Genomic DNA, 25,370 nt, shown 5'->3' with positions numbered 1-25,370 from the left:
TTAGGTATTGATATTTTAGGGGGAGCGGATTGATATGAAAATATATGGGCGAGTTCAGTTGATAGCAGGAATTAATTTAATAGCTTATCTAGCGGCACTCTATTTTTCAACGGGGGTTCATACCGGTTTTAAGTTGGATGATAATCAATTGATTGGTTAAATGGCTTGTGGCATTTTATTAAGCTTACTCGGAATATCCTTGGCAGTTAAGACGATGGCCAAGCGAAAGGTATTGGTGTTACTACTTTTAATAGGGTGCTTTACCCCGTTACTGTTAACAATGTTTAACATGGTTAGCTTTAATGAAGCTTTTTGGTATTTCTTGCCATTTGTTTATGGATTGCCTTTTGTTGAACTGGGAGAAGCGATTGAATTTCTGCTATCCGTCACTTTGGGACACACTAAAGAGCGATATGAAGAAGTTGAATGAATGGCCGTAACATTGACAATAGCTGATGGAGAATATAATAGCGGTGTCGTAAGGTCGTTGGACCGAGCGATACCGCTATTTTTTTGACGTATATTAGAACGCGTCATTAAGTTAGTCATAATCAGTGCCGAATTTAAGCAGGAATGACATGTACTTTGTCCTGTTAAGTGTGACTGTGGCAATGTAGCTGAATTAATTATAATTGGGGACGATGTTGTTGCGTGTATGTTGAATCGTTTCGTCACCGTGATTGGTGAGGGGATTTTTGGAGCCAAATAACTGATAAGCATTGGATAACATCCTGGTTTTGAATAAATAAATGTGTTAGATGGTTAGCCTGCCTTGTGGTGCACTGGTGGTAATCAGAGATCTCGGATTGTGAGTTGAAAACTGGTTGAATGATAGGGAGAACGGAGGGAGGTTATCTATGAAAGAGAATGTGGACGTGGAGGCATTGCATTCGTTTTATCGTGGTATTAGCGAATTAATTGGCGTCGATGGCATGCTAAAAGTTTTTGAACAGTATCGGGGCATGCAAGGCACAATTCCAATTCATCTCTATGACCGACATCTAGCCGCAAATCATGTCGTACAGCAGTATAACGGTCAAAATAGTTATGAATTAGCTAATAAATATGGCTACTCGCAACGATGGGTGACAAAGGTTCTTAAAACGCAACAGCAAGATAAGTAGTACATGATGACACTTTTGGGAGGTAGTGGATACGATGGATTTTTCAGATTGGTTTGATTTTAATAATCGCGTCAAGCAGGACATGACACTGGTCAAGGAAGTTAACGGTCAAGTCGTGACCAAGCAAGTTAAAGGATCGTTTAATTGGATGGCGTGGATATTCAACTGGTTATACGTCTTGCTGACGCAGCAATATAAGACACGGGGATTTGTGAAAAAGGCACTTGTACCAATGGTTGCTATCTATATTGCGGGTGCGGCCGTCATGATGATTTTCGGACAACTAATTGGCGGCATTTTTGGCTTAGTAAGTGGTATCTGGTATGGCATGATGTTTGATACTTGGTTCAAAAATCAACTGATTGCTAACGGTTATCATGTTGATAATCGGTTTCAAGCGGGAAATAACGGACAACAGGACTTTGAATAGTTAGATTCCGGGTGGTGGTTGCTAATTAAGTGAGCATCGCCTTTTTCAGTGTTATCAGTTAGTTATTGATTGACCGTTAAGCGGGCGGCAATGACACTGCTATTAAAAGCGGTGAGTTGTGATGAATCGAGAGCAGGTTGTGGACCAAGGGTCATAGGAGTGGAGGAAACGATGAAGCATTGTACGAATTGTGGTTATGAGTTGGCGCCGGACACACAGTATTGTCCAAATTGTGGGCAGGCTGTACGTGATAACGCGGAACAGGGCGCGTCGAAGAGTGAGGGAAGCACTAGCGAAAATGCTAGACAACATATTACTACAGCGCCAAGCACTATTCAGAAAGCTGAACCAGCGTCAAGGATACCAACTGCTGATGTGAATACTGCACGCCCAGCGACACGCAATAATACTATCATCGTGGTTATTATTGCACTGGCGCTAATATTAGGCGGATTTTTCTTTATCAAGAAGCAGATGGTGGTGTCACGGGACCAGTTGGCAAGTAATCTTACGAAGGCCGTTCAAAATCAAGATGGTAAATTGTTTTTAAAACAATTTTCTAAGGATGACCAAGAACTGAAATTTAGTAATATTGGTGCTAAAAGTATCGTTAAGGATATGCACAATCATTCACGGGATTCAATCAGCGAAGTTGGTCGAATTATTGTCGATGGTCAGCGCGTTGCTGGCACGCATGCCAAGTATCATTTTAACGTGGAAAGCAAGCAGGTACTCGGCATGTTCACGAGTTACTATTTGACCACACGAAGAACGCCTATCCGGGTACTGGACTATACCGGAAGTGGTGGCCCAGTGACAATCAAGCTTGAGGATGCTGACAATCAACAGATTTCTAAAAAGCAACTCAGTAGCGGCTTCTTTCCAGGAAAATATAATTTGAAGGTTCGTTCGGGGGATACGCAAGATGATTATTGGATTTGGCCGAATGGTGATGGCGAGACGATTGATTTAACGCTAACGTCGGATGATTAGTGATTAGTGATTAGTGATTAGTGATTAGTGAGGGGAGTAGGATAAGATGAAGGCCTTTTGGAAAGCATTAAGTTTAGTGGGTGTCCTTGGTTTAATAATGGTGGGACTGACAGCGTGTGGTAACCAACAATCAACAAGTAGCCGTAGTTCGGCGGGGTATGATCGTTCGGTTAGTAAAGGGCTCAACGCGGTGACAGAAAATAAGTTTGATAAAGCCTTAACCTACTTTGATCATGCGCTGACGCAAAAGCCCAAAGATAAGAAGGCCCAAGCTTACCGTGACCAGACGCGGGCTTATTTAGACACACAATCGGCGCTCAAGGATGGTGAAGTTCAAAGAGCAGTGACAACCGTAACAGCGGGAACTAAGATCGCCAATGGTGCTAAGCGCCTAGATACGAAGTTGGCTGATTTGAAGGAGACTACCCAAGTAGACCTAGCCGAGTATCGTCAATTAAAACAAGATGTTGCCAATCAATTGAAAGTGACTGACAGTAGCTATGATAAGGGGATTATTAAGCAATGCCAGGCGATTAATTGGCACAAGAAGCCGTATCTTAAAAAGCTGAAGCCGGCTGTTAATAAGCTATTGAAGCAGGCCAATCAGAGCAGTAGTTCTAGTAGTTCAGTGACTAGTTCAAGTCAGCGTTCGACCACATCTACAAGTAAGACGGTCAGCAGTGCGGATCATAAAAAAGCTGAGCAGATGCGACATAATATTTTTGAAGCTGAGCAAGGGACATATGTGTGGAGCGAATTAGAAAAGGTTCCCGATACTGTTATTTTACAAGCGGAGGACCAGTCGGAAGCGGCCGGGGGCGATGTCGGGAGCACTGGTAATATTATTGCTAAACAGTACCCGAATATTAAGTCTTACACCGGCGCTTCTTCGGATGATGCTAGTACACCGGGTGCTAAGGATTACTTGAATGCCGATGAAGCTAAGCAAGAATTGAGTGCGTTAGATTTCTATAATCAGAACCAGGGTAATCTTGAGATTACGGGTCAAAAGGAATTAGACGATGCTTGGGAATTCACGTGGCATTTTAAAGATGGCAATATGGGTGGTACCTTTACGGTTGAAAATAAAGGGATTGTCTCTGTTCAGAGCGCTAATGGAACCCAAATTGAGACGAAGACTTGGCGGTGAGTGTTCGTTAGACCATTATTAGACGGACGGTCAAATGGGTAACGCTAAATAAGGGGGGGTATCATGATAGGCCATTCGGGTTTCACACTGAAAAGTAGTGTATAAATAAATACAAAAAGAGCATTAGTAGGTGAAAGTGACCTATACTAATGCACTTACATATGCAGTTATGTTTAGTTATTATTAAATAAAATATCTACCAATTATACGTAATTGAGATATAATATAAAAGCAATTGTTTACGCTTTCATTTGCTACAAATTACGCTTTCTTTTATAAAAATCAGCGCTATTTTTGAAGATGCCGATAGATTATTAATCCTTAAGATGTTTTGATAAAGTAGAGCTGTCGTTAATTACATGATCTAACACTTATATATATATACTTTTTTGATTATCAAGGTGAGATACTTGGTTCAAGAAAAGTTGAGTGTAACTATTACTTAATTGATTTTAAATATTATTTTGGAGGAAAATAAATGTCTGCAGAAACAGAATTAGCCAAATTATCGGAGATTCAAGAATTAGATGAACCACACTTACATGTAAAAGAGTTAATCAGTGATGTTGACCAACAAGTTAAGCGTAATCTAGTGTCACAATTTGGGATTACTAGATTCTTAGATGATTTTAAAGTTGGTGGTGGTGTGGACACGATTCATAATGTGCGTGCGGGTATTTACTCCAGTGAGGGTGTAGCGCAACAACTTAAAGATGAAACTTCTGGATATGATAAAGATGTCGCCAGAACATTACATGGTGGTAGTGCTGCATATAAAGAGATAAATCGGCAACAAACAGAATTAAAAAAGAAACATCAATTAACAGATGTCAACACAGGAAAACTTCTGAAGGCTAATCAGCAGACTGATTTAGATCATACTGTTGCAACCAAAACAATTTGGGAAGATCAAGGGCGAGTATTGGCTGGGCTATCTGCAGATGAAATTGCAAATAGTAAAGATAACTTGCACTTAACTGATAAGAGTATTAATCGATCAATGGGCGCTCAAGACAAGACAGAGTATGCAAAAGATTTAAGTCGAAAAAAAGCGATTTGGAAGCAACAGAATAGTCTGGATCAGAATGATTCCAACTTAAGCAACAATAAAAAGCGTAGTAAAGCCGAGAATACACGAAATAGATTAGCAGCAGACGAACAAGCTATAAAAGAGAACGATTTAAATGCAAAGCATGCGATAGATAAAAAAATTAATCAGTATTACCAAAGTGAAAAGTTTTTAAAAGGAATTTTTGTTAACAGTGCAAGCCAGGGATTGAAACAATCAGGAAAGGCAGTCATTGGAATAATATTGTACCAAGTTGAGGATGCGATTATAAAAGCACTTGTGAAAGTGATTAATCAATGGGAAACCTTTAATTCTGTTAAAGAGCGTTTCGATTCTTTGATACAAGCTATTAAAAATAATTTGGCGACAATTGATGTTAGAGTCAGTTCAATAGAGGATGCTGCTGTATCAGGATTGACCGGTGGTTTTATGGGTGCTGTAACTAATACAATTGTAAATGCATTTAGTACGACAGCAGTCAATATTGCTAAGCTATTGAACGATTCACTGATTAGCTTAGTCCAAGCAGCTAAAATCCTATGTGTCCAAGATGCTCAGATAACTTTACGTGAAAGAACCAACCAAGCGACTAAGATAATCACGGCTGCCTTAGTTGCTTCTTTGGGAGTAATGTTAGGTGATGTATTAAGCAAAGATATAATGGTGAAGTTTCCAGTTTTAGCCCCAGTATCTGACTTGATTGGTAACTTGATGAGTGCAGTGATCTCAGGTGGATTGACAGCGATGCTCATCTATACAATGGATAACTGGAGTCAAATTTTATTAAGTGTAAAAGAACAGTTTGACACCTTTATGGTGGGCCTGACAGTTAGTCCTAAAACCATTGAGGCTAGTTATCAACAGGCTATTGCAAAGGTCGAGACTCTTTATCAAGAATTATTGGTGCAAATTTATCAGCGATACGCAGAAACCAATCGTTTGCAACAATTAGCATATGACATGGATTTGCCGACTGCTGACCAGTTTGTCGCTAGTGGTGATTTGGCTCAACATGTGGGTGTAGATCAACAACAGATTTTAAGAAATCGTTCAGATGTTAATAATTATTTTAATAGTTAAGGGGAAAACACATGGCTGAATTGTTTGGTAAAGATTTATTTAATTCTGAATATAAGAAGGATGCGCAGCAACGGTTAGAGAATGATGTACAGGAGTATAATACATCTTCGCAACAGTTGAACAGGCAATTGGAGAGGCTACAGGATAAACGTGATGATTTGTCGGCCAGCTTACAACGAACGGAGACAGTGATAGATGAGTTAAAGAATACTCCTGCAGGTTTTAAGGATAAAGTGGAAACCTTAAAAATAAATCTTCAAAGTTATCAAGTGCTGTTGGATGCTGCCAAAAAGGAATCTGCTAAGATAGCGAAAGGGGCCGGAGCTGGAGCTGCAGGTGGAGTTGTAGCAGGCACTGCAGTCGCTGCCTTTGGAGGAACAGCATTAACTGCTCTAGCAATGTCAATTGGTACAGCTTCCACAGGTACAGCTATTGCTGGATTAACTGGTGCAGCGGCGACGAATGCTGCTTTAGCTTGGCTTGGCGGTGGTGCTATAGCTGCGGGTGGTGCTGGTATAGCAGGTGGCGAAACAATTTTATCATTATTAGGTCCTATAGGTTGGACGATAGGGGCTGCTACATTAGCAACAACAGGGATTATGGCTAATGGAAAAAATAAAAAAGCTGCTGCTCAGATGCTTAGTAATGATACTAAAGTTAAAGCCAGTATCCGCACGACTAATGCCTTAGTGACTGAGGTGAAAAATCAGGCAAAGATGACAAAAAGTAGCGCTGTTGATTTGGAACACCGAGTTTCCAGCGCAGAGGCAACCTGGCCGGATGATTATTTGAAATTTAGTGAAACAGAAATTTTAGATGCGGGAACATTAATCAATAATGCACTGGCAGCTGAAAAGATTCTGAATGCTAAGCTTGGAAAAGCTGGTAAATTTGAAAAACCGGTTGATCTTGATAAAACAAAGTTTGGAAATAGTGAGTCAAGTAATAATGAAATTACTGGAGAAATTAATGCAATCAATATGGACCTGGCAGATGTAATAACACCTGCAGGACAACATTACTATTTTAATACTAAGGTTACGTTTGGAGACTTCAAAGAGGGAGATCAAATTACTTTTCGTATTGATGGTGAGACGGCAAAAGCAGTTCGCGTGGTAGACAAAGGTACCATTCAGTCTAACAAAAATACTATGGCGAAGGAGACCGCCCATAGTGATACCAAAGTGGGGCAAGTAAGTGGCCTTGCGGGTGGTGTGGGTACGATTACGACCAATAGTGGCGAAAGCTACTCCTTTAGTTCCAACGATGCTGTGGATGACATTAAAGACGGTAGTTTAGTTTTCTTTAAGGCTAGCGGTCAAGTAGCCAGAGAAGTCTATAATGCATAATAATTAGTGAAAATTGAAGTTAGAAGGGTAGAACAATTCTACTCTTTTATTTTTCCCTTATTGATAGAGATTTAACATGTTTTCCAGCGTTGTCCGCATCTCCCGTACAAACGAGTCTGGACTAACCACTCGTACCCGCGGCCCTTGACTTAATAACCACATCATTGCCCCGGTATCGAAGACTTCTGCTTCAATCAGGACTCGCTGATGGTTGCTTTGGGTCGTGATGACTTTGGCCGTTGGGAAACGATCTAATGCCGCTTCAACGATGCCGGTAAATTCAAAGCGAATCGTGGTCTGTTCACCCGGCTGCATGTAATGAATATATTGACGTAATTCACCATCGCTAACGCGCTCTGCGCGACTGCGGTGGATTTTTTGTTTGGCGGTGTGATAACCGAAAATGCGATCTAAGCGAAAGAAGCGATTGGCGCGATACTTCGTACTATAGGCGACGACGTAAAAATAGTATTCCGAAAAAATAATGGCTTGCGGCAGAATAGTTCGTGTCTCGGTTTGATTTTGACTGTTACGGTAATCAATATCAATTGTTTGTTGTGTAATGATAAACTGGCTAATTCGCCAGATTAATTTTAGCAATGGTTGTTGATGGTGGACTGGTTGGTAATGGAAGACTTCGTTCTTAACAATCGGCGTGATTTCAGCCTGTTCTGACTTGGACACTAAGCCCATTAAGCCAGTAACCGCATCGTGGAGTTCAGCTTGATTTAGCGAGCGACTAGCAAGCAAGATTTTGATTAGTGCCAAGATAACTAATTTAGAGATGTGATCCTGGGCAGTGGTTAATTGATAGCCATCCAATTGGCGACGATAAGTGAGCTGGTAGGGCAATTGTTGTTCAATGATAAATACCTTGATTTGACTAATATCACGCTGAATTGCCCGCGGATTAACGGCAAAGTGTTCAGCAAGTTGGCCCTTGTTAATGAGATGGTCCGAAATTAGTAATTGAAAAATATAAAGTTGACGATATGCAGCGTTCATAGTTGCCTCCAGCAGATAATGAAATGATTAATTTAACTAGACATATTATGTCTATCTACATCGTTATTATAGCATTAACAACTGCAAGTAAGGTAGGCGATTGAGCACGATTAGGTGCAGTTAATCGTGCTGGTTGAACTGGTGCATCGCACTGCTGAAACAAGGTGATTTCGAGCGTTAAAGCAGGTTAGCGAAATAGACTAGCGAGCTAACGTTCCTCATTCTCGAAATCGATGGGGCTGCCAGCGTGTTCGTCGTCACGCTACTTCGATTGTAAGTTATTTAGATGATGTTAAGGAGAGGATATTAAGTGATGAAAGCCGAGATTGATATGACCGCATTAAACGCATTTTACCGGGGCATTGCAGAGTTGCTAGGAACGGAAGCCATGTTGAAATTACACACGCATTATCGGGGGATGCAAATGACCATCCCGATTCACTTGTATGATCGCCAACTGGTTGCACAGTCGCTGCGCAAGCAATATAACGGACATAATGGGTACGAATTAGCGCGTAAATATGGTTACTCCCAACGCTGGGTGACAAAGATGTTGCGGCAAGCATCACAGACGGATGAAGCCTAGTCCTACTACCAACTAATTGTAGTGAAGTGGGACAATTAGCCTTTATGTTAGTTCTTGTAAAGCGGGGTGCGCTAGCCTTGATATTCGGTTATAAGGATAAGTGACAGGTGATTGTTGGTGTACTTTTCATGGAAAATAACCGGTACAAGTGCAGTTACTAAAAGATTGACGTTCGATTACAATTTAGGCTAAGGAGGTGGGAGCCTATCATGACAGAGAACGTTGAATTAGATGCGCTACACCAGTTTTACAGTAGTCTGAATGAATTAGTGGGTACTGAATCGATGTTGAATATTTATCAACATTATAAGGGGACACAACTTAATTTTCCAATTCATCTCTATGATCGTAAATTAGCCGCCGAGTGCGTCCTACAAGAATTTAATGGTCATAATCAACACGATCTAGCTCGTAAATATGGTTACTCACAAAAGTGGGTTCAAATGGTTGTGAGAGAAGCAAAAGAAAATAATAAAATGGAGTGATTTCATTATGGCAGATTCAAAAATTTTTAAATTAGGCGACGGGTTGGACGTTGAAAAGATTGGACAGGCCGTTCAAAATTGGTTACGGGAAAAGAAACAGTTACACGCGGAAGGCGTTCAGACTAACGAGGGTTACTTAGTACAGGCTAAACAGGAAGATAGTTGGAAAAAAGTTGTTGGGATGGATTCAGCAATTCAGGTGCAAATTTTTAGTGCCGGTGAAGACCAGATTATGGTTAATATTGGCTCAGGAAAGTGGGTCGATAAGGCTGGAGCAGCGACTATTGGCATGGTGGCGTTTGCACCATTAGCCGTAACGGCGGCTATTGGCGCGTGGAATCAGAAAAAATTACCAGAAGAATTATTTGCCTATATTGAACAATTTATTATTAGTGGGGGTAAGTCTGTGACCGTTTCCATGGCTGCAAGTCAGAGTGTGCATGATGGTGAAGTTCTATGTCCTAATTGTAAGGCTATCAATGCGAAGAATGCTAAGTTCTGTGTTTCTTGTGGAACGAAATTAGGAAAAGAATGTCCAAATTGTCATGAGCAAGTGAGTCTGAACACGAAGTTTTGCCCTAATTGCGGAACTGACTTGAATCCTAAACCGCAAGAAGTGACTTGTCCGGACTGTCAACAAGTGGTCTCGTCTGATGTGAAATTCTGTCCGAATTGTGGACACACGTTTAATTAGTGGGGGCCAATCAGTATGAAAATTTGTCCGAATTGTCATCATGAAAATGCGAGTGATGTTAATTTCTGCGAAAACTGTGGAACGAAGTTATTAGTCAATCCCAACCGATGCCCGCGGTGTCAGTATTTAAATCCTAGTCATAATCGTTTCTGGGAGAATTGTGGCTATGACTTTAGTACAGTGGCGGCCAGTTCTGAAGCTGAGGTGAAAAAGCCACTGGGGCAGGTGCAGCCAGCCGGACACGACCAGCCGGCTGAATCAGAAAGCCAACCGATTCAGCAACGTCAATCAGCACCATCGATTAGGTCAGAACAACCGTCGACGCCAACACAGTCTAGTAAGCAAAACCAGCAGTCATCATTACCGCATCAGAACCAGTCAACACATTCGACTTCAGCTTTCACCCCGCGACCGGCGTTAACGACACAGGAACGGCCAGTGGCACAGGCAGGGAAAACTTCGACGGTGGCAAAGCCAGTTCAGAATGCTGATTCGTCAATTGATAGCGACCAGGCGCCAAAGTCTGGGCGTCATGATCAGTCAACTGTTGGCCAGAAAGTAGCGGCAACCAAGCTGCCAGCACCAACGCAGCCCTCAGTAAATTCCGATACTGCCAATCATCAGTTGGATCAGTCGAATCAAGAACCGCCATTGGCCGATGAATCACCAGCACAGGTGCGTGCGGCGGGAAATCCAGATACACGTGCGAATCAAGCAACCGTGCGTTCACCTAAAAAATCCAAGTGGCCCTGGCTCGTGGCGGTGTTGATCCTGATTGCGGCGATAAGTGGTGCGGCCTACTTCTTGTATGCGCAACCATCATCAAATGCGACGACTAGGTCAACGGCAACCCATAAATCGACGACGCAGCGTTCAAGCAGTACGGCTAAAAAGAAGGCTAAGTCAGCGTCTAAGCCGGTAGCGGTGAGTTTTGATACGACGCAAATTAAGGCGGACATTAGTGCGACGGTTGGCGCCATTAGTGGAACTAACTCGGTATACGTCTCACCAGTCGATAGTCACGCAACGGTGCTCGTTAACAATGAGTCACAACGCTCGGCAAGTAGTATCAAAATTTTTATCATGGTCACCGCCTACGCAATGGCTAAGGAAGGCGTCTTTAACTTGGATGATACCCATACGATCGCCGATAGCGAAAAAGTAGGTGGTACGGGTGTGATTCAAAATATGGACGCTGGAACTAAGTTGAGTTATCAAGAAATTATTGAACATATGATTGACGACAGTGATAATACAGCCGCTAATATAATGATTGAAAAATTAGGCGGTTTTCAATTAATTAATAATAAAATCAAAAGTATGGGTGCAACTGATACGAAACTGCGCCGGAAAATGATGGATACCAAAGCATTGGATTCTGGTCGTGATAATACGACGTCTGCGCGCGATATGGGGACAACCCTCAAGAAGATTTATAATCATCAGTTAGTCTCACAACAAGCGGATAGCGCCATGTTAACTATTTTGGCTAACAATCAGAACCACACTAAGTTGCCAAAGCGCTTACCTGATGCAGCAACGGTGTATAATAAGACCGGTGAATACGCTGATTACGGCGTTCAAAATGACGCGGAAATTGTTAAAAATCAGCGGGGGGCTTTTGTTGCCGTTGTTCTTTCGGAGAATGGTGAGGAAACCGATCAAGTCGATGCCATGAATCGGTTGGGCTTGATGCTGTATCAGAATATATTGGAGTAGTGAGGGGAAAGTTATGAAATATTGTCCACATTGTGGTAGTCCGGTGCGGGAGACAGCTAAGTTTTGTCCGAGTTGTGGTCAGGCTTTGAGTGCCACTGGTCAAGTACAAACGCAATCAGAAGCGATGCCAGACGGCAACAATCAATTTAAAGGGATTTACGACAGTGCAACAGCCAAATTAAATCATTATACCGGCGAAGAAGGTGCTGTTAAGGTTAACATTGCAGATTTATTCTCGGAAGTGTTCAAACACCACACTAAAGATGAATCGAATTCTATTTTTATTGCAGGGACTAAGACGACGACACCGGCTTTGGCGGATGTTTCGGACGAATGGGCAAAGCCATGGCTGTTTTCGCGGATTCTGTTAGGTTTTTTACTTGCTTTCGTGGTGTTGCTATACATGGTCGATGGTTTTGATAACAGCAATGCGATTCCTGGATTGATCCTGGTGGGTGCGTTCGCAGTCCCGTTTTCAGGCCTGGTTTTTTTCTTTGAGGCCAATGCATTTAAGGATATTAGCCTATTTGAAGTGGTTAAGGTGTTCTTTATAGGCGGAATCTTTTCAATGGTTGTTACATTGGTTTTATACCAATTTGTTACTTTTAGTTCGACTAGTCAGATCTTTGGGGTTTTGACGCTCAAAGATTCTTTATCAATTGGATTAGTTGAAGAGCTGGGGAAAGTTTTAATTGTATCTTATTTTATCAGTCAATTAGATGTGCGCCACATATTAGATGGTATTCTGATTGGTGCGGCCGTTGGTGCGGGTTTTGCTGCGTTTGAAACGGCAGGCTACATCTATGGTGCAGGTAATCAACTTGTTGCAGTGGCCATCCTGCGTGGCTGGTCGGCCATTGGCGGTCATCTGGTATGGGCAGCCATCGCCGGCGGTGCAATTATGATTGTGAAACGTGACCAGCCGTTTAAGTTTAATCAACTGTTAGATACCCGGTTTCTAGTATTTTTCGTTTTGGCGGTATTAATGCACGCTGCGTGGGACTGGGATATTACGATATTGGGTAGTGATTATCTTAAGTTGATCTTGTTGATTGTCTTAGCCTGGATCGTGGTCTTCGTATTAATGAGTGCGGGACTTAAGGAAATCGCACATTTGAAACAACAGGCCCAGTCTTAAAAGATAAATTGAAATTAACAGACTAGTTTAATCTTGTAAAAAAACAGATATGTGTGATGATATGAAGCTGGGGCAATAAAGATTATCCAGCGAAAGTAATCGGTAGCGCATAAAATGGCAGGTAATTCTGATGGTTGCTAAATAGCTGTCGAATTACCTGCTATTTATTTGGCATGATTTAGTACTATGCTAAAGCTTACGAATAATGTCAACGTTGTTATTGGTTCGTCTTAACAAAGTAACGACTGTCATTATCGATAAGCGAATATTATAATTGAGGCTTTAATAACCTTAACGTTATGTATATATCAAAAAAACTGTGGAATTTAGTGGGGCCTAGATAAAAAGAAAAGAAAAACCTATCTTAGTAACAAGACGCGTTCGTCACATCGTTATCAATTTTATGTTGATCGTCGTGATGACCCTAAATGACGTGAAAATTATTTCAGAATCACAAAGATCAGACAGCAGGAACAGGTGTTGAGAGTTAAGCGACGTCATCGAGAAAAGCTAGTTGGGGGCATAGTTGGTGTCTTTCTAAGTGGAATCATCATAATTGTGATCATTCTATTCCTGAATGTTCAGCAGTCAGATGCACAAGAAAGTGAAAGCGAAATTAACTACTCCAAACAGGTGGCAAAGTCCAGGTCGGAAAGTCACCATCGAAGAAGTAAGTTCCAAAGTTCATCTAAAAAGTGTAGTGAACTTGAAGTAATGGATGCTGAGGGAATTAACACTGATACAGAGACAACATGGCCGACTATCGCAATAAGCAGTAAAAGGCCCAGTAGTAGCCCAGATAATGCTGAAAGTCAGAGACAAAAGCAACGGATAGAAAGTAGTAGTATCAAGGGAAGTTCGACGAGTGCTTTATCGTCAGCAAGTCAAGTTAGTAGTGACGTAACCAGTAGTCATGTATCAGTAAGTAGTTTGGCTCGATGACAAGGCAGGTTCTAAGAAATCTAGTCAAACGGATTACCATATTTTTGACAGTATTGGTAAAATCCTAAGCGGTACAGATCGATAGTTCGGGTTAGTTCTTCATTAGATTGAAAATGAATTAACTGTAAAACAGCGGCAGTAAATGCTAGTGCAGCCGTGCCATTAGCCGTGACTAGATTTTTATCGCTAATAACTTGCTGATTATGAAAGTCATTTGAATTTTGATAATTAGAATAAGTCTGCCATAGTGCCTGTGAATTGCCGGTGTGCTGATAACCAGTTAAAAAGCCGTTTTGGGCCAAGTAATCCACCGCACCACAGATTGCACCAATTGGTTTTGAAGTATTGGAGGTGTTGCTGAACTAACAAATATAATGCTGAATTGTTAATATTCCAAGAGTTACCACCAATTAGGATTAATAAGTCAATCGTAGGTAAATCGTCCAGTTGATAGTCAACTTTAGTGGTGAAGCCACCAATTGATGTAACCAATGATGTTGTTGAAGCCGTTTTAACTTGCCAGTCAGGATTTTGGTTTATTTGGCTAGCCAGGTAAGAACCTTCCCAATCCGCGTATTGATCCAGCATTAGAAATAGTGCAGTCTTCATAGTGACCTCCAGAGTAAGGATATATTTTCGACATCGAATGTGTTATCCTTAATTATACGAACATATGTTCTAAAAAGCAAGCACATGTTTAAATATTGGAGGTCGGCAGATGAGCCAACAATTCGTAGTACTTGATTCAATTAGAGCATATATTTGTTATACACCACGGGTTTTTCAACGTGTTAATAAAAAATTAGCTGTTAATTTGAGTGAAGCTGAAATCAAAGAGCTAGTCAATCGTATCCTGGTACAGCCGGATGAAGTCAAAAGATGTGGGAAAAACTATTATATTCGAAGTTACGAAGCGCGGGTGGAACTGACGGTTAATGCTGGTAATTACGGCTAGTAAATATGGAGAAGTCAGCGGTTCTTAACAAATAGACAAACTAAAAAGATGAATTGAGGTCAATGATTTGGAAATTAAAGAAGTAGAACAGCGCTCAACAGAAATTCGTGAACAATATCATCAATTGAAAATTAAGCAAGACGGACATCCTTGGACAACTGAGCAGGATGCATTGGCCTTTCTGACCGATGCGGCGTTAGTAGGTCGTCAGGTAATGGCCCAGACCGGTAGTTGGCCAGATAATGCAAATCATCAGTTGTTAACTGAAAAGATTGGTGAATCCGTGTGGTGGTTGAGTGTTTTGGCTACTGAAAATGGGATTGACTTTAATGACGCGGTGACACGATTTTTACAGCGTAAAGCGGTGCAATTCAAACGTTAATTGATGCCAGTTGTTGATTGAACACAACTACAGTGGTGCTAAATATTTCAGAAATAATAAATTCACCCCCTATCAACTAGATTTTTACTAGTCTGATAGGGGGTGAATTTAGATGTTAATCTTATTGACGTTGCTTTAGTTACGACCTGTGATTAATTTTTGTGGATGGAATAGCTTATAAAAATGATATTAATTCGAAGCTAGTTCAAATTAAGCGTAGTGTCAAATGTTTTAAAGTCATTATCATCGTCATAGTCATCAGTATCGTAACTAGCATCCCATTTTAGACGGACACTGGTAATGTTTTTGACACTGGATAGCTTTGGCAAAATGAAATACAGATTGCCATCAGAATCGGTACCGCTGTTTAAATCACCATCAAAATCATCACTGTCGGTATCAGCATCGACTTGTTGCCCATCGTTAGTGCTGAGTTTAGCTTGGGTTGGGTACGCTGAAATGTCGCGGCCAGCATGGATACTCATGTGAACTTTTACGATTCCGTTAAAGTCTTGCTTGTCGCTACCACTGCCGCTCGTATAAGTACCGTCTGTTTTGTAGACCGTAACTTTATCGATTTTAAAAGTGGAGCCGGCCCAGCTACTGTCAGTAAATGAGGCCATATAAGCTTGTTGGTCGGCAATATCAATGTCATCATCACCAATGGTAATACTGTCTGAATCTGACTCGGAATCAGAGTCTTCGCTATCACTATCACTGGCTTCTTCACTGTCGCTATCGCTATAACTATCATCAGAGCTAGTTGTAGCTGACTTGGAAGTTGTCGTCAAAGCGGAATCAATGGCGTTATCACGAGCTGTCACGTTAACAAGTGCAGCGTATGCCAATGTAAACAGGACTAGAAGGCACCAAGTCCACCATTTGTGTGTCCAGTGTTTTGGTTGACTAGCTGAACGGTCAAAGCGTTCACCAGCAGCTTTAGAGCGTTGGCAAAGGAACACAATGATTAAAATCGGTCCGACAAGTGGGATCAGCGAGAACCATAAATAGTGCGCTGAGCGATTAGAATCATGGAGACGCCGGGCGCTAGCTGTGAACTGCATCACTGAGATCCAAGACATGAGCGCCGAGTAAACTAATAATAATACGGTTTGTAAAGCATTGACGTGTAATGGATCAAGAATAAATGCTGGGTAACTGTATACTTTAAAGCCAAATACAATCGTTAAAATTAGGGCAATTAACACTAAATCTAAGTAAAGCCACCAATACTGCGGCCGCGTAATTCGTTGTGACCAAGTAAAGGTCTGGCGCATTCCTAACTTGAGCGCAGTCCACATATTGACGTGTTCTGGCTGATTGGATTCATTGTTCTGCTCTGGAGCGCTGGTACTTTGGGCTTTAGCGGAAGTGGCTTTGCCTTGCGTAGCACCACAAAAAGGGCAAAAAGTCGCGTCAGCGGGAATTTCTTTTCCGCAGTTAATACAATACTTTGTTTCGGACATCGGTGTTCCTCCTGGAGTACTTATACTAGGCGAAATATTATGAATATAAGTAGAATTTTATTATATGGCCGGGAAAGTAGTTATGACAGCCGAAAATAAGCATAACATAACTAGTTAAAAATATTAACAAAATATTAATATTAAATTCACATTTTGTTCATTAATGTACATAGATAATTATTGTCTTGGCTTATTGAAAAATTTAAACTGAATTAAGACTTTATAAGCTATTTTTCAACTTCGATGTAGCTAAATGATGAGGCGGCAGATGTCATTTTAAGACATCAATAGCTTATTTCTAGATAATTAGTATTATACAAATTGACTGTATTAAAGTGACCCGTTAGCGTTGCAATCTGTGATTGGACTATAATCGGAACACGATAAAACCCCAGCAAATTAAAGTTTGCTGGGGCTTAACAATTAATCGATTTTATTGAGGGCCGCTTTCGGGACGTCTTTGTGATTAACTTTTTCCCAGTTGATCACTTGTTGACGTTTGTCATTATAGCCGACTTTGAGATAGGCCCCCATCTTTAGTGAGCGTGGCAGAACGCTATCAAAGGAAAGAGCTTTCTTAGCACCATTATCACTGTATCCAGGCTGTGAGTAGTGGTAGTAGACATAAGCCTTGCCGGAATCATCTTTTCCGGTTTTACGCTCACCTTTAGTTGTGATTTGAGTGTAGTAAGCTGTGGTTCCATAGTTTGAGTGGTACCAGTTAAAACCAAGGCCAACTGGAATCAACACAATAATTGTGATGATCAGTCCCCAGATACCCGCTTTTTTCATTAATAATCCCTCCAAGTGATTAGTTGAAATCTGATGCTAATCATAACGGTATGGGAAAACGGTGACCAGCAGTTTATACGATGCTAAACGAAAAACAAGCAATTAAATATAATATTAATAATTTAATGTAAAGCGAGATTTACGGTCGACTCGATTTTTGTATTTTGTGGTAAATGGTCATTTTCTGATGTAGAAAGTCTAGATTAGCTTGTGTTGCCGCCATTACTGCATTTAATTGTGTTTCTTGTTCTTGCAGTAAAGTTAAACGTTCGGGAATCGTTTGATTACCGGCATAGCGTAATTGTGCATATCGTTGCATGTGCAGAATTGACATTCCAGTCTTTTTTAGACGTTTTAAGAAATTAACCCAGTCTATATCGGCAGCACAATATTGCCGACGATTACCAGTAGTTCGCGTTGGGCGTAGCAGGCCGACTTCTTCGTAGTAGCGTAGCGTGTCGATTGTTAAGTCAGTTTTTCGTGAAAATTCACCAATTTGCATCATTGTAAAAGCCTCCTAAAATAAAGCTTGATGTCGGGTGCACCCGAGGTTGTAACCTAAGATTAATCAAATGAAGGAGCTGATCATGATGGAACATAATCAACGATTAATTGATGGTAAAGCGATGTTACAACGAGTGGATGCTGAAGCGGCTGACAGTGTAATGGCGAGTCTGCATACAATTGCACCAGATGTGGCCAAGATGATTCTGGAATTTGCGTTTAATGATATTTATACGCGTCCCGGACTATCGTTGCAACAAAGGGAGTTAATTACCATCACTAGCTTACTAACGCAGGGCGATACAGCTGACCAATTACGGGTGCATCTCAATGGTTGTCTCAATGTTGGACTTAGTCAAAAGGAAATTGTGGAAGCTTGTATTCATTGTATTCCATACGTGGGTTTTCCGAAGGTGCTGAACACGTTAACGGTGGTTAAAGAAGTTGTCATAAAACGCGAATTGTAAAAGGGTTGTTTCTGTTAGTAAGCATATGTTGGATACAATAAGCGTGTTTTACTTATGAAATATACAGAAAAAGCACTACCAGTATCTTATGTGTCGATAAAGGCACATGAGATATTGGTAGTACTTTTAATGTTCCTTAATCATTTGTCACAATAACTTCCCCAATCTTAGGGTTAGCCATCACGTAATCATGCGCAGCAGCAATTTCTGTTAATGGGAAAACTTTTGAAATGGGAATTTCAAGGTGGTACTGATTAATTAAAGCGAACAGTTCGTCAACCATGGCTTGATCAACAAAACCAGAATCGTAATCAGTGATGTAACGATTTTGTAATTCGAAAGGTGAAAAGTCCTTCATAATCCAGTCACCAGCTAATAAGCCAACGACACAGGCCGTGCCACCAACTTTAACGTGGGCCAATGAATCATGAATAGTGGCTGTTCCGACTAGGTCGACAATACCGTCGTATATTATATCATTTTGTAGTTTGCCGTCCTTATCAATCACAACGTCATCAGCGCCATTAGCCGTTAAAATGGTGGCCCGGTCAGCTTTTCTGGTGGTAGCAACAATGTTTAATCCACTTGCTTTAGCTAGTTTGATCATCGCTAGTCCCACGGCACTAGTCCCACCCCGAACTAACATTGTTTGACCGGGCTGTAAGCGCAAGCTCTTGACTGATCCCCAAGCCGTGATGAATGTTTCGGGGTACTGGGCTAGTGTGACCCAATCACCATCAAAGTCAACAGTGTAAAGGGTTTGATTTGGAACTAATGCATATTCTTGTTCACTACCATCGAATTCGCGGCCAAGACCCCCATTGAGTGTAATGACGCGTTGTCCCTTTTTGAATCCAGATTCAGGAGTTGTTTCATAAATTTCGCCAACAGCTTCAACCCCAATGACGCGTGGAAAGGACACGGATGGTGAACCGCCTTCGCGGGTCAACACTTCGTAACGGTGTACGCCAAATGCGTGGATTTTCATTACCGAATGGGTGGCATCGGCATTGGGAATGGGTCGTTCGACAATTTGCAAAACATCGGATTTACCGGGATGATCAATAACAACTGCTTTCATAAGTTAATTCCTCCGTGTCCATAGTTATGACTTCTTCACATATAGAGTGTAAACTGTGACGTAAGGGACACCTCAAGGAGGAATTGACAAGAATGTTAACAATTCGTAAATTTGCTGAATTAGCAGGAACAACGCGCCGGACTTTACTTTTTTATGATCAAGAAGATGTTTTTAGACCAGCACAAGTTGCTGCCAATGGTTATCGATATTATAGTTATGATCAGTTATATCAGTTAAAATTTATTTTGCAATTGCGTCATTTAGGTTTATCGGTAGCAGCCATTAGATCTTTACTGAAGACTAATGATGCAGTTCAATTAAATGCACAATTAGCGAACCTAACAGAACATATCCAGACTGAGATTGATAATTTGACGTTGCTAAAAAAGACATTAGTAGAGCGGTATCAACAACCCGATTTAGAGATGGGCGGACGACTACATACACCAGCAATTATTGAACGCCCAGCGTTGTCTTTCTGGTGCTCACCGCAATCAGTTGGGTGTACCGATGAAGAAATCAGCGCGCTATATGCGACTTTTTATACAATGATTGGTTCCTTAAAATTACTGAATAAACATGAATCCGGCTTCTTAACCTCGTTAGCTGAAAGCGATCCTACTGGTTATCCAACGGCTAATTTTCGAATTATCAAAGCAGTCAGTTTAATTGATGCGCCAGATGTCCCGACCTTGCAACGGCCGGCGGGACGCTATGTTGTCGCAACTGCGTTGAATGATATGGCGAGTATTTTACATGCTTTAGAGAATATTCGCCAATATGTGACACAACAGCAGTTAACGATTGATACGGAGATGTGGCAGCTTAATTTGAATGAACAGTTTACTAGTAAGGCGGGGTCGAAATATATTTCGATTGAGTATCAGGTGATATAGCACAGTTGAATGATAGCGAAGAGGCTAGTATAACGCTAGATTAACTAGTAATGTCGGTGCTTCTTTGCTTCAAGACACATGGTGGTTATAAATTTTGCTTACAAACAGAAAGCGCTAACATATCGATCAATTATTGCGTATACTAATAGTATGCAGAAAGATTGATTGTAAAACTCAGTACCTTCAATCAGAAGCCTCACCGCTTAAAAAGTTAACCGATAGGTAGTGGGCACTATTGTGACATTTGATTGTGTAAATGAAAGGAGTGTTATGAGTATGGGAGTTGTTATTCAAACTATTTTTGGCTTATTACTAGTTGCGCTAGGAGGGTTTCAAGTTGTAGCATCGCGTCGCTACCTGAAACAGTTGAAATTGCATGGCAATGCCGAAACATCGGTTTTTTCGCCTTTAGCTTGGTGGAGTGCACTTGTATTTGGGGTATTCTTAATCTTAGGTGGGATTTCACTGGCATTGGGACTATATCATTAATTTTTATAATGATGAGTGATTGGTTTAGTTGTTTAGCATAATAAATTAGCAGGTTCGGTTATTTCATGTTAGAAATAATCGAATTTTTTTTCGCATCATGCTGAAAAGGAGGGAATGGGTGGATCCCGTGTGAAATGAAAGTCAATTTGTACGAATAGTGCAACATACCATATGAACTGACTAAACTGAGACAAGTCAATCAAAAGTCTTATACAATCAAAAACTTAATTAAGCGTTTACAAAGCTTTATTTTTTTGATATCATTTAGTCATTCGAATGACATTCATTCGAATGACTAAATGAGGAAGGGTGTGATGACAGGATGTTACCTAAAAATAGTAGTAATGAGGCAACGGCTAATCGGCGTGCCTTGAGCCTAACAAGCATGTACTTCAATCGATTTTTATTATTTCGATATGTAACCGCTATCTTTTTCTTTGTAAATCTCTATTGGGCGATTGTTTTGTTCGGTTCCGGTTCACTAGTTGGTCTATTACCAAGTATATTATTGCTCGGGACGGGCGGTGTCATGGTAGAACAAGTTAATAAGTTTTGGAAACAAACGAATCGATTGACTTTTACACGTTGGTTTTACTGGGCACAGCTCATTGCAAATCTAATCGTTGGGTTAGGGGTGGCGTTAGGACAGTTACGAGTGTTCTATCCGTTTTTAAACGGAACGAGTCTACCTTGGGTACTTAGTATGTTAGGTCTAGGGGCATTAATTAGTGGATTTCTAGAGTACCGGGCGTTCTTAATTGAGCATGATAAGGATCGCTATGTTAAACATATTCAGCAATTTGCTGCAAACATATAAAGGATTAGGATGTGAAATCTGATGGATGATACAAATAACAAAATGTTTCAATTTTTGAATAATCATTTGATGGGTCCGATGGGGAAGTTGGCACAATTCAGAATTGTGCGGGCTGTTATGGCCGCGGGGATGGCAACTATTCCCTTTACAATTGTTGGATCAATGTTCTTGATTGTCAGTGTGTTACCACAAAGTTTCCCAGCGTTAGCCGGATTCTTTGCCGTTTCGTTTGATAAGATTACACCGTTATACATGCTAGCGAATACTGCTACGATGGGAATCTTGTCACTTTATTTCTGTTTAGTATTCGGTTATGAATATACGAAGATTCAAGCACAAGAAGAAAAAATTGAGGTCAATCCGTTAAACGGGGCTTTGATTTCCATGATGGCCTTCTTCATGTGTTTACCAGAACTTGTTTTCAAAGGCGGCGCTATGACGCTCATCAATGTTTTTAATAAGAATTCTAAAATCATTGATGGCTGGGAAATGGGTGGTGGGGTCACTCGACTAGGAACCACTGGTATTTTTACGGCGATTATTATGTCAATTATTGCCGTTAAAATTTATGCCACCTGTGTTAAACGTAACTGGACAATCAAGATGCCCGAAACGGTACCTGCTGGTGTAGCGCGTTCATTTACCGCTTTGATTCCAACAGCTTTGATTGCATTAACAGTTATTGTGATCAATGGGTTACTAATTTTAATGGGAACTGACATTTACAAAATTGTCGCAATTCCATTCGGATTCGTAACGAATTTAACTAATACTTGGATTGGATTACTAGTTGTTTACTTCATTATGCATGCACTTTGGCTAGTAGGGATTCACGGTGCGACTATCGTGACCTCATTCCTAACGCCGATTGTATTATCTAACATGGTTAGCAATGCTAAAGGTGCCAATATTCCGTTTGCTGGTGAATTTAATAACTGTTTTGTGACGATCGGTGGTTCCGGTGCCACATTAGGGATGGTAGTCTTCATTGCATTCTTTGCTAAATCGGCTCAATTAGGTGCACTTGGTAAGGCCAGTATTGTGCCCGCATTTTTCAATATTAACGAACCAATTTTGTTCGGGATGCCGGTTGTTTATAATCCTTATACAGCAATTCCGTTTTTCTTAGCTCCTATGTCATCAATGTCAGTTGCGTACTTTGCGATTAAATTTCACTTGGTTAACCCACCAATTGCCCAAGTGGCTTGGCCAACACCAGTTGGTTTGTCTGGTTTCTTAGGTTCTGGTGGTGACTGGCGCGCTGCAGTGTTAGCAATTGTTTGTGCGTTAATTGCATTTGTGATTTGGTTCCCATTTATCAAGTTCTACGACAATAAGCTGTTTGTGCAAGAACAAAATGGCACGGTGCAAGCTGATTAATTATTATTGTCAGTCACGAAGTCATTTCGTGGCTGATTTTTCAAAGAGAGGAAGTTTAATATGAGCAAATTACCAAATGGATTTCTGTGGGGTGGCGCGGTCGCTGCCCACCAATTCGAAGGCGGCTGGAACAAAGATGGTAAAGGGTTAAGCATTGCTGATGTCATGACTGCAGGCAGCAATACGCAAGCGAGAGAGATTACGGATGGCCTAATTCCTGGCAAAAATTATCCAAATCATGAAGCAATTGATTTTTATGATCATTATCATGATGACGTAGAATTGTTTGCGGATTTAGGATTGAAGTGTTTTCGGACGAGTATTGCTTGGACCCGAATTTTCCCAAACGGTGATGAGAATGAGCCAAATGAAGCGGGTTTGAAGTTTTACGATGATTTATTTGATGATCTGCTTGCACATGGGATTGAGCCTGTGATTACATTATCGCATTTTGAAATGCCTTACCACTTAGTTGAAGCGTATGGTGGTTGGCGTAATCGTGAAATGATTCGGTTTTTCGTTAAATTTTCACGGGTCGTGCTTGAACGTTACCGAGATAAAGTTAAGTACTGGATGACATTTAATGAAATTAATAATCAAACGGGCCTAAACGAATGGGGATTATTTACGAATTCTGGAATTAAGGTCACGGCTGATGAAGATGCCGAAACATTAATGTATCAGGCTGCACATTATGAAACAGTTGCCAGTGCATTAGTTGTTAAGATGGGGCATGAAATTAATCCGGAATTTCAAATCGGTTGTATGATGGCGATGGGGCCAACCTATCCTGCAACACCGGCACCACAAGATGTGATGAAAGTAGAACGTGCGATGCAAGCTGGCTACTGGTTAGCGGATGTTCAATGCAAAGGAAAGTATCCGAATTGGTTAAAACGGTATTTTGAACGTCATCATTTTGCTTTAGACATGACTGAGGCCGACTTGAATATTTTAGCAGCTGGAACGGTCGATTATATTGGCTTTTCCTACTATGCATCTCATGTCACTAAAACAACGGCTAATGAACCAGATGATTATATGACGCCTGGTCAAAATCTTGAGGTAAAGAATCCAGCGTTGGAGCGTTCGGATTGGGGCTGGGAAATTGATCCAGTTGGACTACGATATGCGCTTAATTGGTTTAGTGATCGCTATGATTTACCATTGTTCATTGTGGAAAATGGACTGGGTGCTTTTGATAAAATGGATGCTGATGGCAAGATTCGTGATGATTATCGCATTGATTATCTGAGAAAACATATTGAACAAATGGAACTGGCAGTAGATGTCGATGGTGTGCAACTGATGGGCTATACACCGTGGGGCTTTATTGATTTGGTTTCTGCGGGAACTGGGCAAATGGATAAGCGGTATGGTTTGATTTATGTAGATAAAAATGATGATGGTAACGGGACTTTAAAACGTGAAAAGAAGTTATCGTTTGACTGGTTCAAGAAGGTAATTGCCACAAACGGTGCTGACCTCTCTTAATACGCTATAATAAACATGTATGTTGAACGTACTCTGAAATATGGGGGTGCGTTTTTCGATTCATGGAGGAGAGGACTACTGATGACACATCTGGACACGAATCAATTAGTGCAAATAATTCTAGCTGACATTCAGGCTGGTAAATTAGCTGATAAGCAGCGCAAACTACCGCCTGAACCAGTACTAATGGCACAGTATCAAGTAACCCGCTATACATTACGGCAAGCGTTAAAACAGTTGAGTAACATGGGGTATACTTATCAGATGCACGGTATTGGTACCTTTGTTCGGCAACAGCAGACCAGTAATTCAATTGCTTTGCAGCATGATGGTGGCTTATCAGAAGCGGCTGCTCGTGCAGGATTGAAACTGGCAACACGTAAGGCGACTATGACAATAACCATGGTGGCTAATGCTGACTTCTTGCCGGAAACGGGTCATTTTGATGACAATGAAGAACTGATTGATATTCAACGTTTTCGGGAATTAGATGGTCAGCCGTATTTAATGGAACACTCATATTATCTCAGGGCAATGGTCGGAGCGATTCCGGAAGAAGCTTTATATGGTTCGTTATTTAACTATTTTGAGCAACAACGTGATATTAATATTGGCTTTATTGACCAGTTATTAATGAGTGAACCATTACCTAAAGTTGCGGGTGATTTTATGAATCTGTTAGCGGGGGCCCCTAGCCTAGTTGTTAAGGATGAAACTTATTTAACAACTGGAAAGATGTTGGCTTTTTCGAAACAGTATTATGATTATCGACGAGCCCGATTGTTTATGGTTAAAAAGATTCGATAATATTTTGAAGATATGGACTAATAGTGAAATTGACCAGCATTATATGGTTATTCAATACAATGAAAAAATCGGCAAG

Annotated in this window: 27 protein-coding genes and 1 pseudogene; 22 read left to right on the top strand and 6 right to left on the bottom strand. The window is 40.9% G+C overall.

Going from position 1 to position 25,370, the window contains the following annotated elements; translation table 11 throughout:
* Positions 1 to 34 precede the first annotated feature (34 nt).
* From RXV91_RS06480 to RXV91_RS06445, 8 genes are all read left to right on the top strand, one after another.
* The gene (locus RXV91_RS06480; RefSeq protein ID WP_316439197.1) at positions 35 to 160 is read left to right on the top strand and encodes a hypothetical protein; all 126 of its coding nucleotides are present in this window, start codon (positions 35 to 37) and stop codon (positions 158 to 160) included.
* Entirely contained in the window at positions 161 to 430 is a 270-nt protein-coding gene (locus RXV91_RS06475) for a hypothetical protein (RefSeq protein ID WP_316439196.1), read from the top strand.
* A 427-nt stretch (positions 431 to 857) separates the two neighbouring features.
* Entirely contained in the window at positions 858 to 1,124 is a 267-nt protein-coding gene (locus tag RXV91_RS06470; protein WP_316439195.1) for a Mor transcription activator family protein, read from the top strand.
* Positions 1,125 to 1,158: 34 nt separating this feature from the next.
* Positions 1,159 to 1,554 (top strand): hypothetical protein, encoded by a 396-nt coding sequence (locus tag RXV91_RS06465; protein ID WP_316439194.1) that lies wholly within the window; start codon positions 1,159 to 1,161, stop codon positions 1,552 to 1,554.
* 171 nt (positions 1,555 to 1,725) lie between these two features.
* Entirely contained in the window at positions 1,726 to 2,547 is an 822-nt protein-coding gene (locus tag RXV91_RS06460; RefSeq protein WP_316439193.1) for a zinc-ribbon domain-containing protein, read from the top strand.
* Positions 2,548 to 2,593: 46 nt separating this feature from the next.
* The gene (locus RXV91_RS06455) at positions 2,594 to 3,697 is read left to right on the top strand and encodes a hypothetical protein (protein WP_316439192.1); all 1,104 of its coding nucleotides are present in this window, start codon (positions 2,594 to 2,596) and stop codon (positions 3,695 to 3,697) included.
* Between the two features lie 478 nt (positions 3,698 to 4,175).
* A complete protein-coding gene (locus RXV91_RS06450; protein ID WP_316439191.1) occupies positions 4,176 to 5,846 on the top strand; it encodes a hypothetical protein in 1,671 nt (556 codons plus the stop codon).
* An 11-nt stretch (positions 5,847 to 5,857) separates the two neighbouring features.
* A complete protein-coding gene (locus RXV91_RS06445; protein ID WP_316439190.1) occupies positions 5,858 to 7,195 on the top strand; it encodes a hypothetical protein in 1,338 nt (445 codons plus the stop codon).
* Between the two features lie 57 nt (positions 7,196 to 7,252).
* Here the strand turns inward: RXV91_RS06445 and RXV91_RS06440 are convergent, their stop codons facing one another.
* Positions 7,253 to 8,200 carry a WYL domain-containing protein gene (locus RXV91_RS06440; RefSeq protein WP_316439189.1) on the bottom strand — a complete coding sequence of 316 codons (948 nt, stop codon included), beginning with the start codon at positions 8,198 to 8,200 and terminating at the stop codon, positions 7,253 to 7,255.
* A 313-nt stretch (positions 8,201 to 8,513) separates the two neighbouring features.
* Here RXV91_RS06440 and RXV91_RS06435 point away from each other — a divergent pair, with 313 nt between their 5' ends.
* From RXV91_RS06435 to RXV91_RS06415, 5 genes are all read left to right on the top strand, one after another.
* Positions 8,514 to 8,786: a Mor transcription activator family protein gene (locus RXV91_RS06435; protein WP_131510399.1), complete on the top strand. Its 273-nt coding sequence runs from the start codon at positions 8,514 to 8,516 to the stop codon at positions 8,784 to 8,786.
* Between the two features lie 209 nt (positions 8,787 to 8,995).
* Positions 8,996 to 9,271, top strand: a complete 276-nt coding sequence (locus RXV91_RS06430; protein ID WP_316439188.1) for a Mor transcription activator family protein — start codon at positions 8,996 to 8,998, stop codon at positions 9,269 to 9,271.
* 7 nt (positions 9,272 to 9,278) lie between these two features.
* Positions 9,279 to 9,965, top strand: coding sequence for a double zinc ribbon domain-containing protein (locus tag RXV91_RS06425; protein WP_316439187.1), 687 nt, complete (start codon positions 9,279 to 9,281; stop codon positions 9,963 to 9,965).
* Positions 9,966 to 9,980: 15 nt separating this feature from the next.
* Positions 9,981 to 11,684 (top strand): serine hydrolase, encoded by a 1,704-nt coding sequence (locus RXV91_RS06420; protein WP_316439186.1) that lies wholly within the window; start codon positions 9,981 to 9,983, stop codon positions 11,682 to 11,684.
* Positions 11,685 to 11,697: 13 nt separating this feature from the next.
* The gene (locus RXV91_RS06415) at positions 11,698 to 12,822 is read left to right on the top strand and encodes a PrsW family intramembrane metalloprotease (protein ID WP_316439185.1); all 1,125 of its coding nucleotides are present in this window, start codon (positions 11,698 to 11,700) and stop codon (positions 12,820 to 12,822) included.
* A gap of 962 nt (positions 12,823 to 13,784) precedes the next feature.
* On the opposite strand, the pseudogene RXV91_RS06410 reads toward RXV91_RS06415, so the two are convergent.
* Positions 13,785 to 14,373 (bottom strand): annotated as a pseudogene (locus RXV91_RS06410) (type 1 glutamine amidotransferase family protein).
* 109 nt (positions 14,374 to 14,482) lie between these two features.
* On the opposite strand from RXV91_RS06410, the gene RXV91_RS06405 reads away from it, so the two are divergent.
* Both RXV91_RS06405 and RXV91_RS06400 read left to right on the top strand, forming a co-directional pair.
* On the top strand, positions 14,483 to 14,719 hold the full coding sequence (locus RXV91_RS06405; protein ID WP_316439184.1) for a DUF3781 domain-containing protein: 237 nt from the start codon (positions 14,483 to 14,485) through the stop codon (positions 14,717 to 14,719).
* Positions 14,720 to 14,786: 67 nt separating this feature from the next.
* Entirely contained in the window at positions 14,787 to 15,101 is a 315-nt protein-coding gene (locus RXV91_RS06400; protein WP_316439183.1) for a MazG-like protein, read from the top strand.
* A 200-nt stretch (positions 15,102 to 15,301) separates the two neighbouring features.
* On the opposite strand, the gene RXV91_RS06395 is transcribed toward RXV91_RS06400, so the two are convergent.
* The 3 genes from RXV91_RS06395 to RXV91_RS06385 form a co-directional block, all read right to left on the bottom strand.
* The gene (locus RXV91_RS06395) at positions 15,302 to 16,567 is read right to left on the bottom strand and encodes a DUF805 domain-containing protein (RefSeq protein WP_316439182.1); all 1,266 of its coding nucleotides are present in this window, start codon (positions 16,565 to 16,567) and stop codon (positions 15,302 to 15,304) included.
* A 423-nt stretch (positions 16,568 to 16,990) separates the two neighbouring features.
* A complete protein-coding gene (locus tag RXV91_RS06390; protein WP_316439181.1) occupies positions 16,991 to 17,359 on the bottom strand; it encodes a YxeA family protein in 369 nt (122 codons plus the stop codon).
* Positions 17,360 to 17,498: 139 nt separating this feature from the next.
* Positions 17,499 to 17,861 (bottom strand): MerR family transcriptional regulator, encoded by a 363-nt coding sequence (locus tag RXV91_RS06385; protein ID WP_396426750.1) that lies wholly within the window; start codon positions 17,859 to 17,861, stop codon positions 17,499 to 17,501.
* 88 nt (positions 17,862 to 17,949) lie between these two features.
* On the opposite strand from RXV91_RS06385, the gene RXV91_RS06380 reads away from it, so the two are divergent.
* Positions 17,950 to 18,330 carry a carboxymuconolactone decarboxylase family protein gene (locus RXV91_RS06380; protein WP_316439312.1) on the top strand — a complete coding sequence of 127 codons (381 nt, stop codon included), beginning with the start codon at positions 17,950 to 17,952 and terminating at the stop codon, positions 18,328 to 18,330.
* Positions 18,331 to 18,466: 136 nt separating this feature from the next.
* On the opposite strand, the gene RXV91_RS06375 is transcribed toward RXV91_RS06380, so the two are convergent.
* Positions 18,467 to 19,411, bottom strand: coding sequence for a zinc-binding dehydrogenase (locus tag RXV91_RS06375; protein ID WP_316439179.1), 945 nt, complete (start codon positions 19,409 to 19,411; stop codon positions 18,467 to 18,469).
* A gap of 92 nt (positions 19,412 to 19,503) precedes the next feature.
* Here RXV91_RS06375 and RXV91_RS06370 point away from each other — a divergent pair, with 92 nt between their 5' ends.
* The 6 genes from RXV91_RS06370 (at position 19,504) to RXV91_RS06345 (ending at position 25,294) form a co-directional block, all read left to right on the top strand.
* Positions 19,504 to 20,307 carry a MerR family transcriptional regulator gene (locus RXV91_RS06370; protein ID WP_316439178.1) on the top strand — a complete coding sequence of 268 codons (804 nt, stop codon included), beginning with the start codon at positions 19,504 to 19,506 and terminating at the stop codon, positions 20,305 to 20,307.
* Between the two features lie 276 nt (positions 20,308 to 20,583).
* Positions 20,584 to 20,796 (top strand): hypothetical protein, encoded by a 213-nt coding sequence (locus RXV91_RS06365; RefSeq protein WP_316439177.1) that lies wholly within the window; start codon positions 20,584 to 20,586, stop codon positions 20,794 to 20,796.
* A 322-nt stretch (positions 20,797 to 21,118) separates the two neighbouring features.
* Positions 21,119 to 21,613, top strand: coding sequence for a hypothetical protein (locus RXV91_RS06360; protein ID WP_316439176.1), 495 nt, complete (start codon positions 21,119 to 21,121; stop codon positions 21,611 to 21,613).
* A 21-nt stretch (positions 21,614 to 21,634) separates the two neighbouring features.
* Positions 21,635 to 22,993: a PTS cellobiose transporter subunit IIC gene (gene celB / locus RXV91_RS06355; RefSeq protein WP_316439175.1), complete on the top strand. Its 1,359-nt coding sequence runs from the start codon at positions 21,635 to 21,637 to the stop codon at positions 22,991 to 22,993.
* 60 nt (positions 22,994 to 23,053) lie between these two features.
* Entirely contained in the window at positions 23,054 to 24,487 is a 1,434-nt protein-coding gene (locus tag RXV91_RS06350; protein ID WP_316439174.1) for a 6-phospho-beta-glucosidase, read from the top strand.
* Between the two features lie 81 nt (positions 24,488 to 24,568).
* Positions 24,569 to 25,294, top strand: a complete 726-nt coding sequence (locus RXV91_RS06345) for a GntR family transcriptional regulator (RefSeq protein ID WP_316439173.1) — start codon at positions 24,569 to 24,571, stop codon at positions 25,292 to 25,294.
* Positions 25,295 to 25,370 lie beyond the last annotated feature (76 nt).

This window comes from Lactiplantibacillus sp. DA1 (genome assembly GCF_032681335.1).
In the GTDB taxonomy this organism is placed as follows: domain Bacteria; phylum Bacillota; class Bacilli; order Lactobacillales; family Lactobacillaceae; genus Lactiplantibacillus.
Note: the sequence above shows the minus strand (reverse complement) of the source record. Positions and strands in the feature narration are given on the sequence as shown.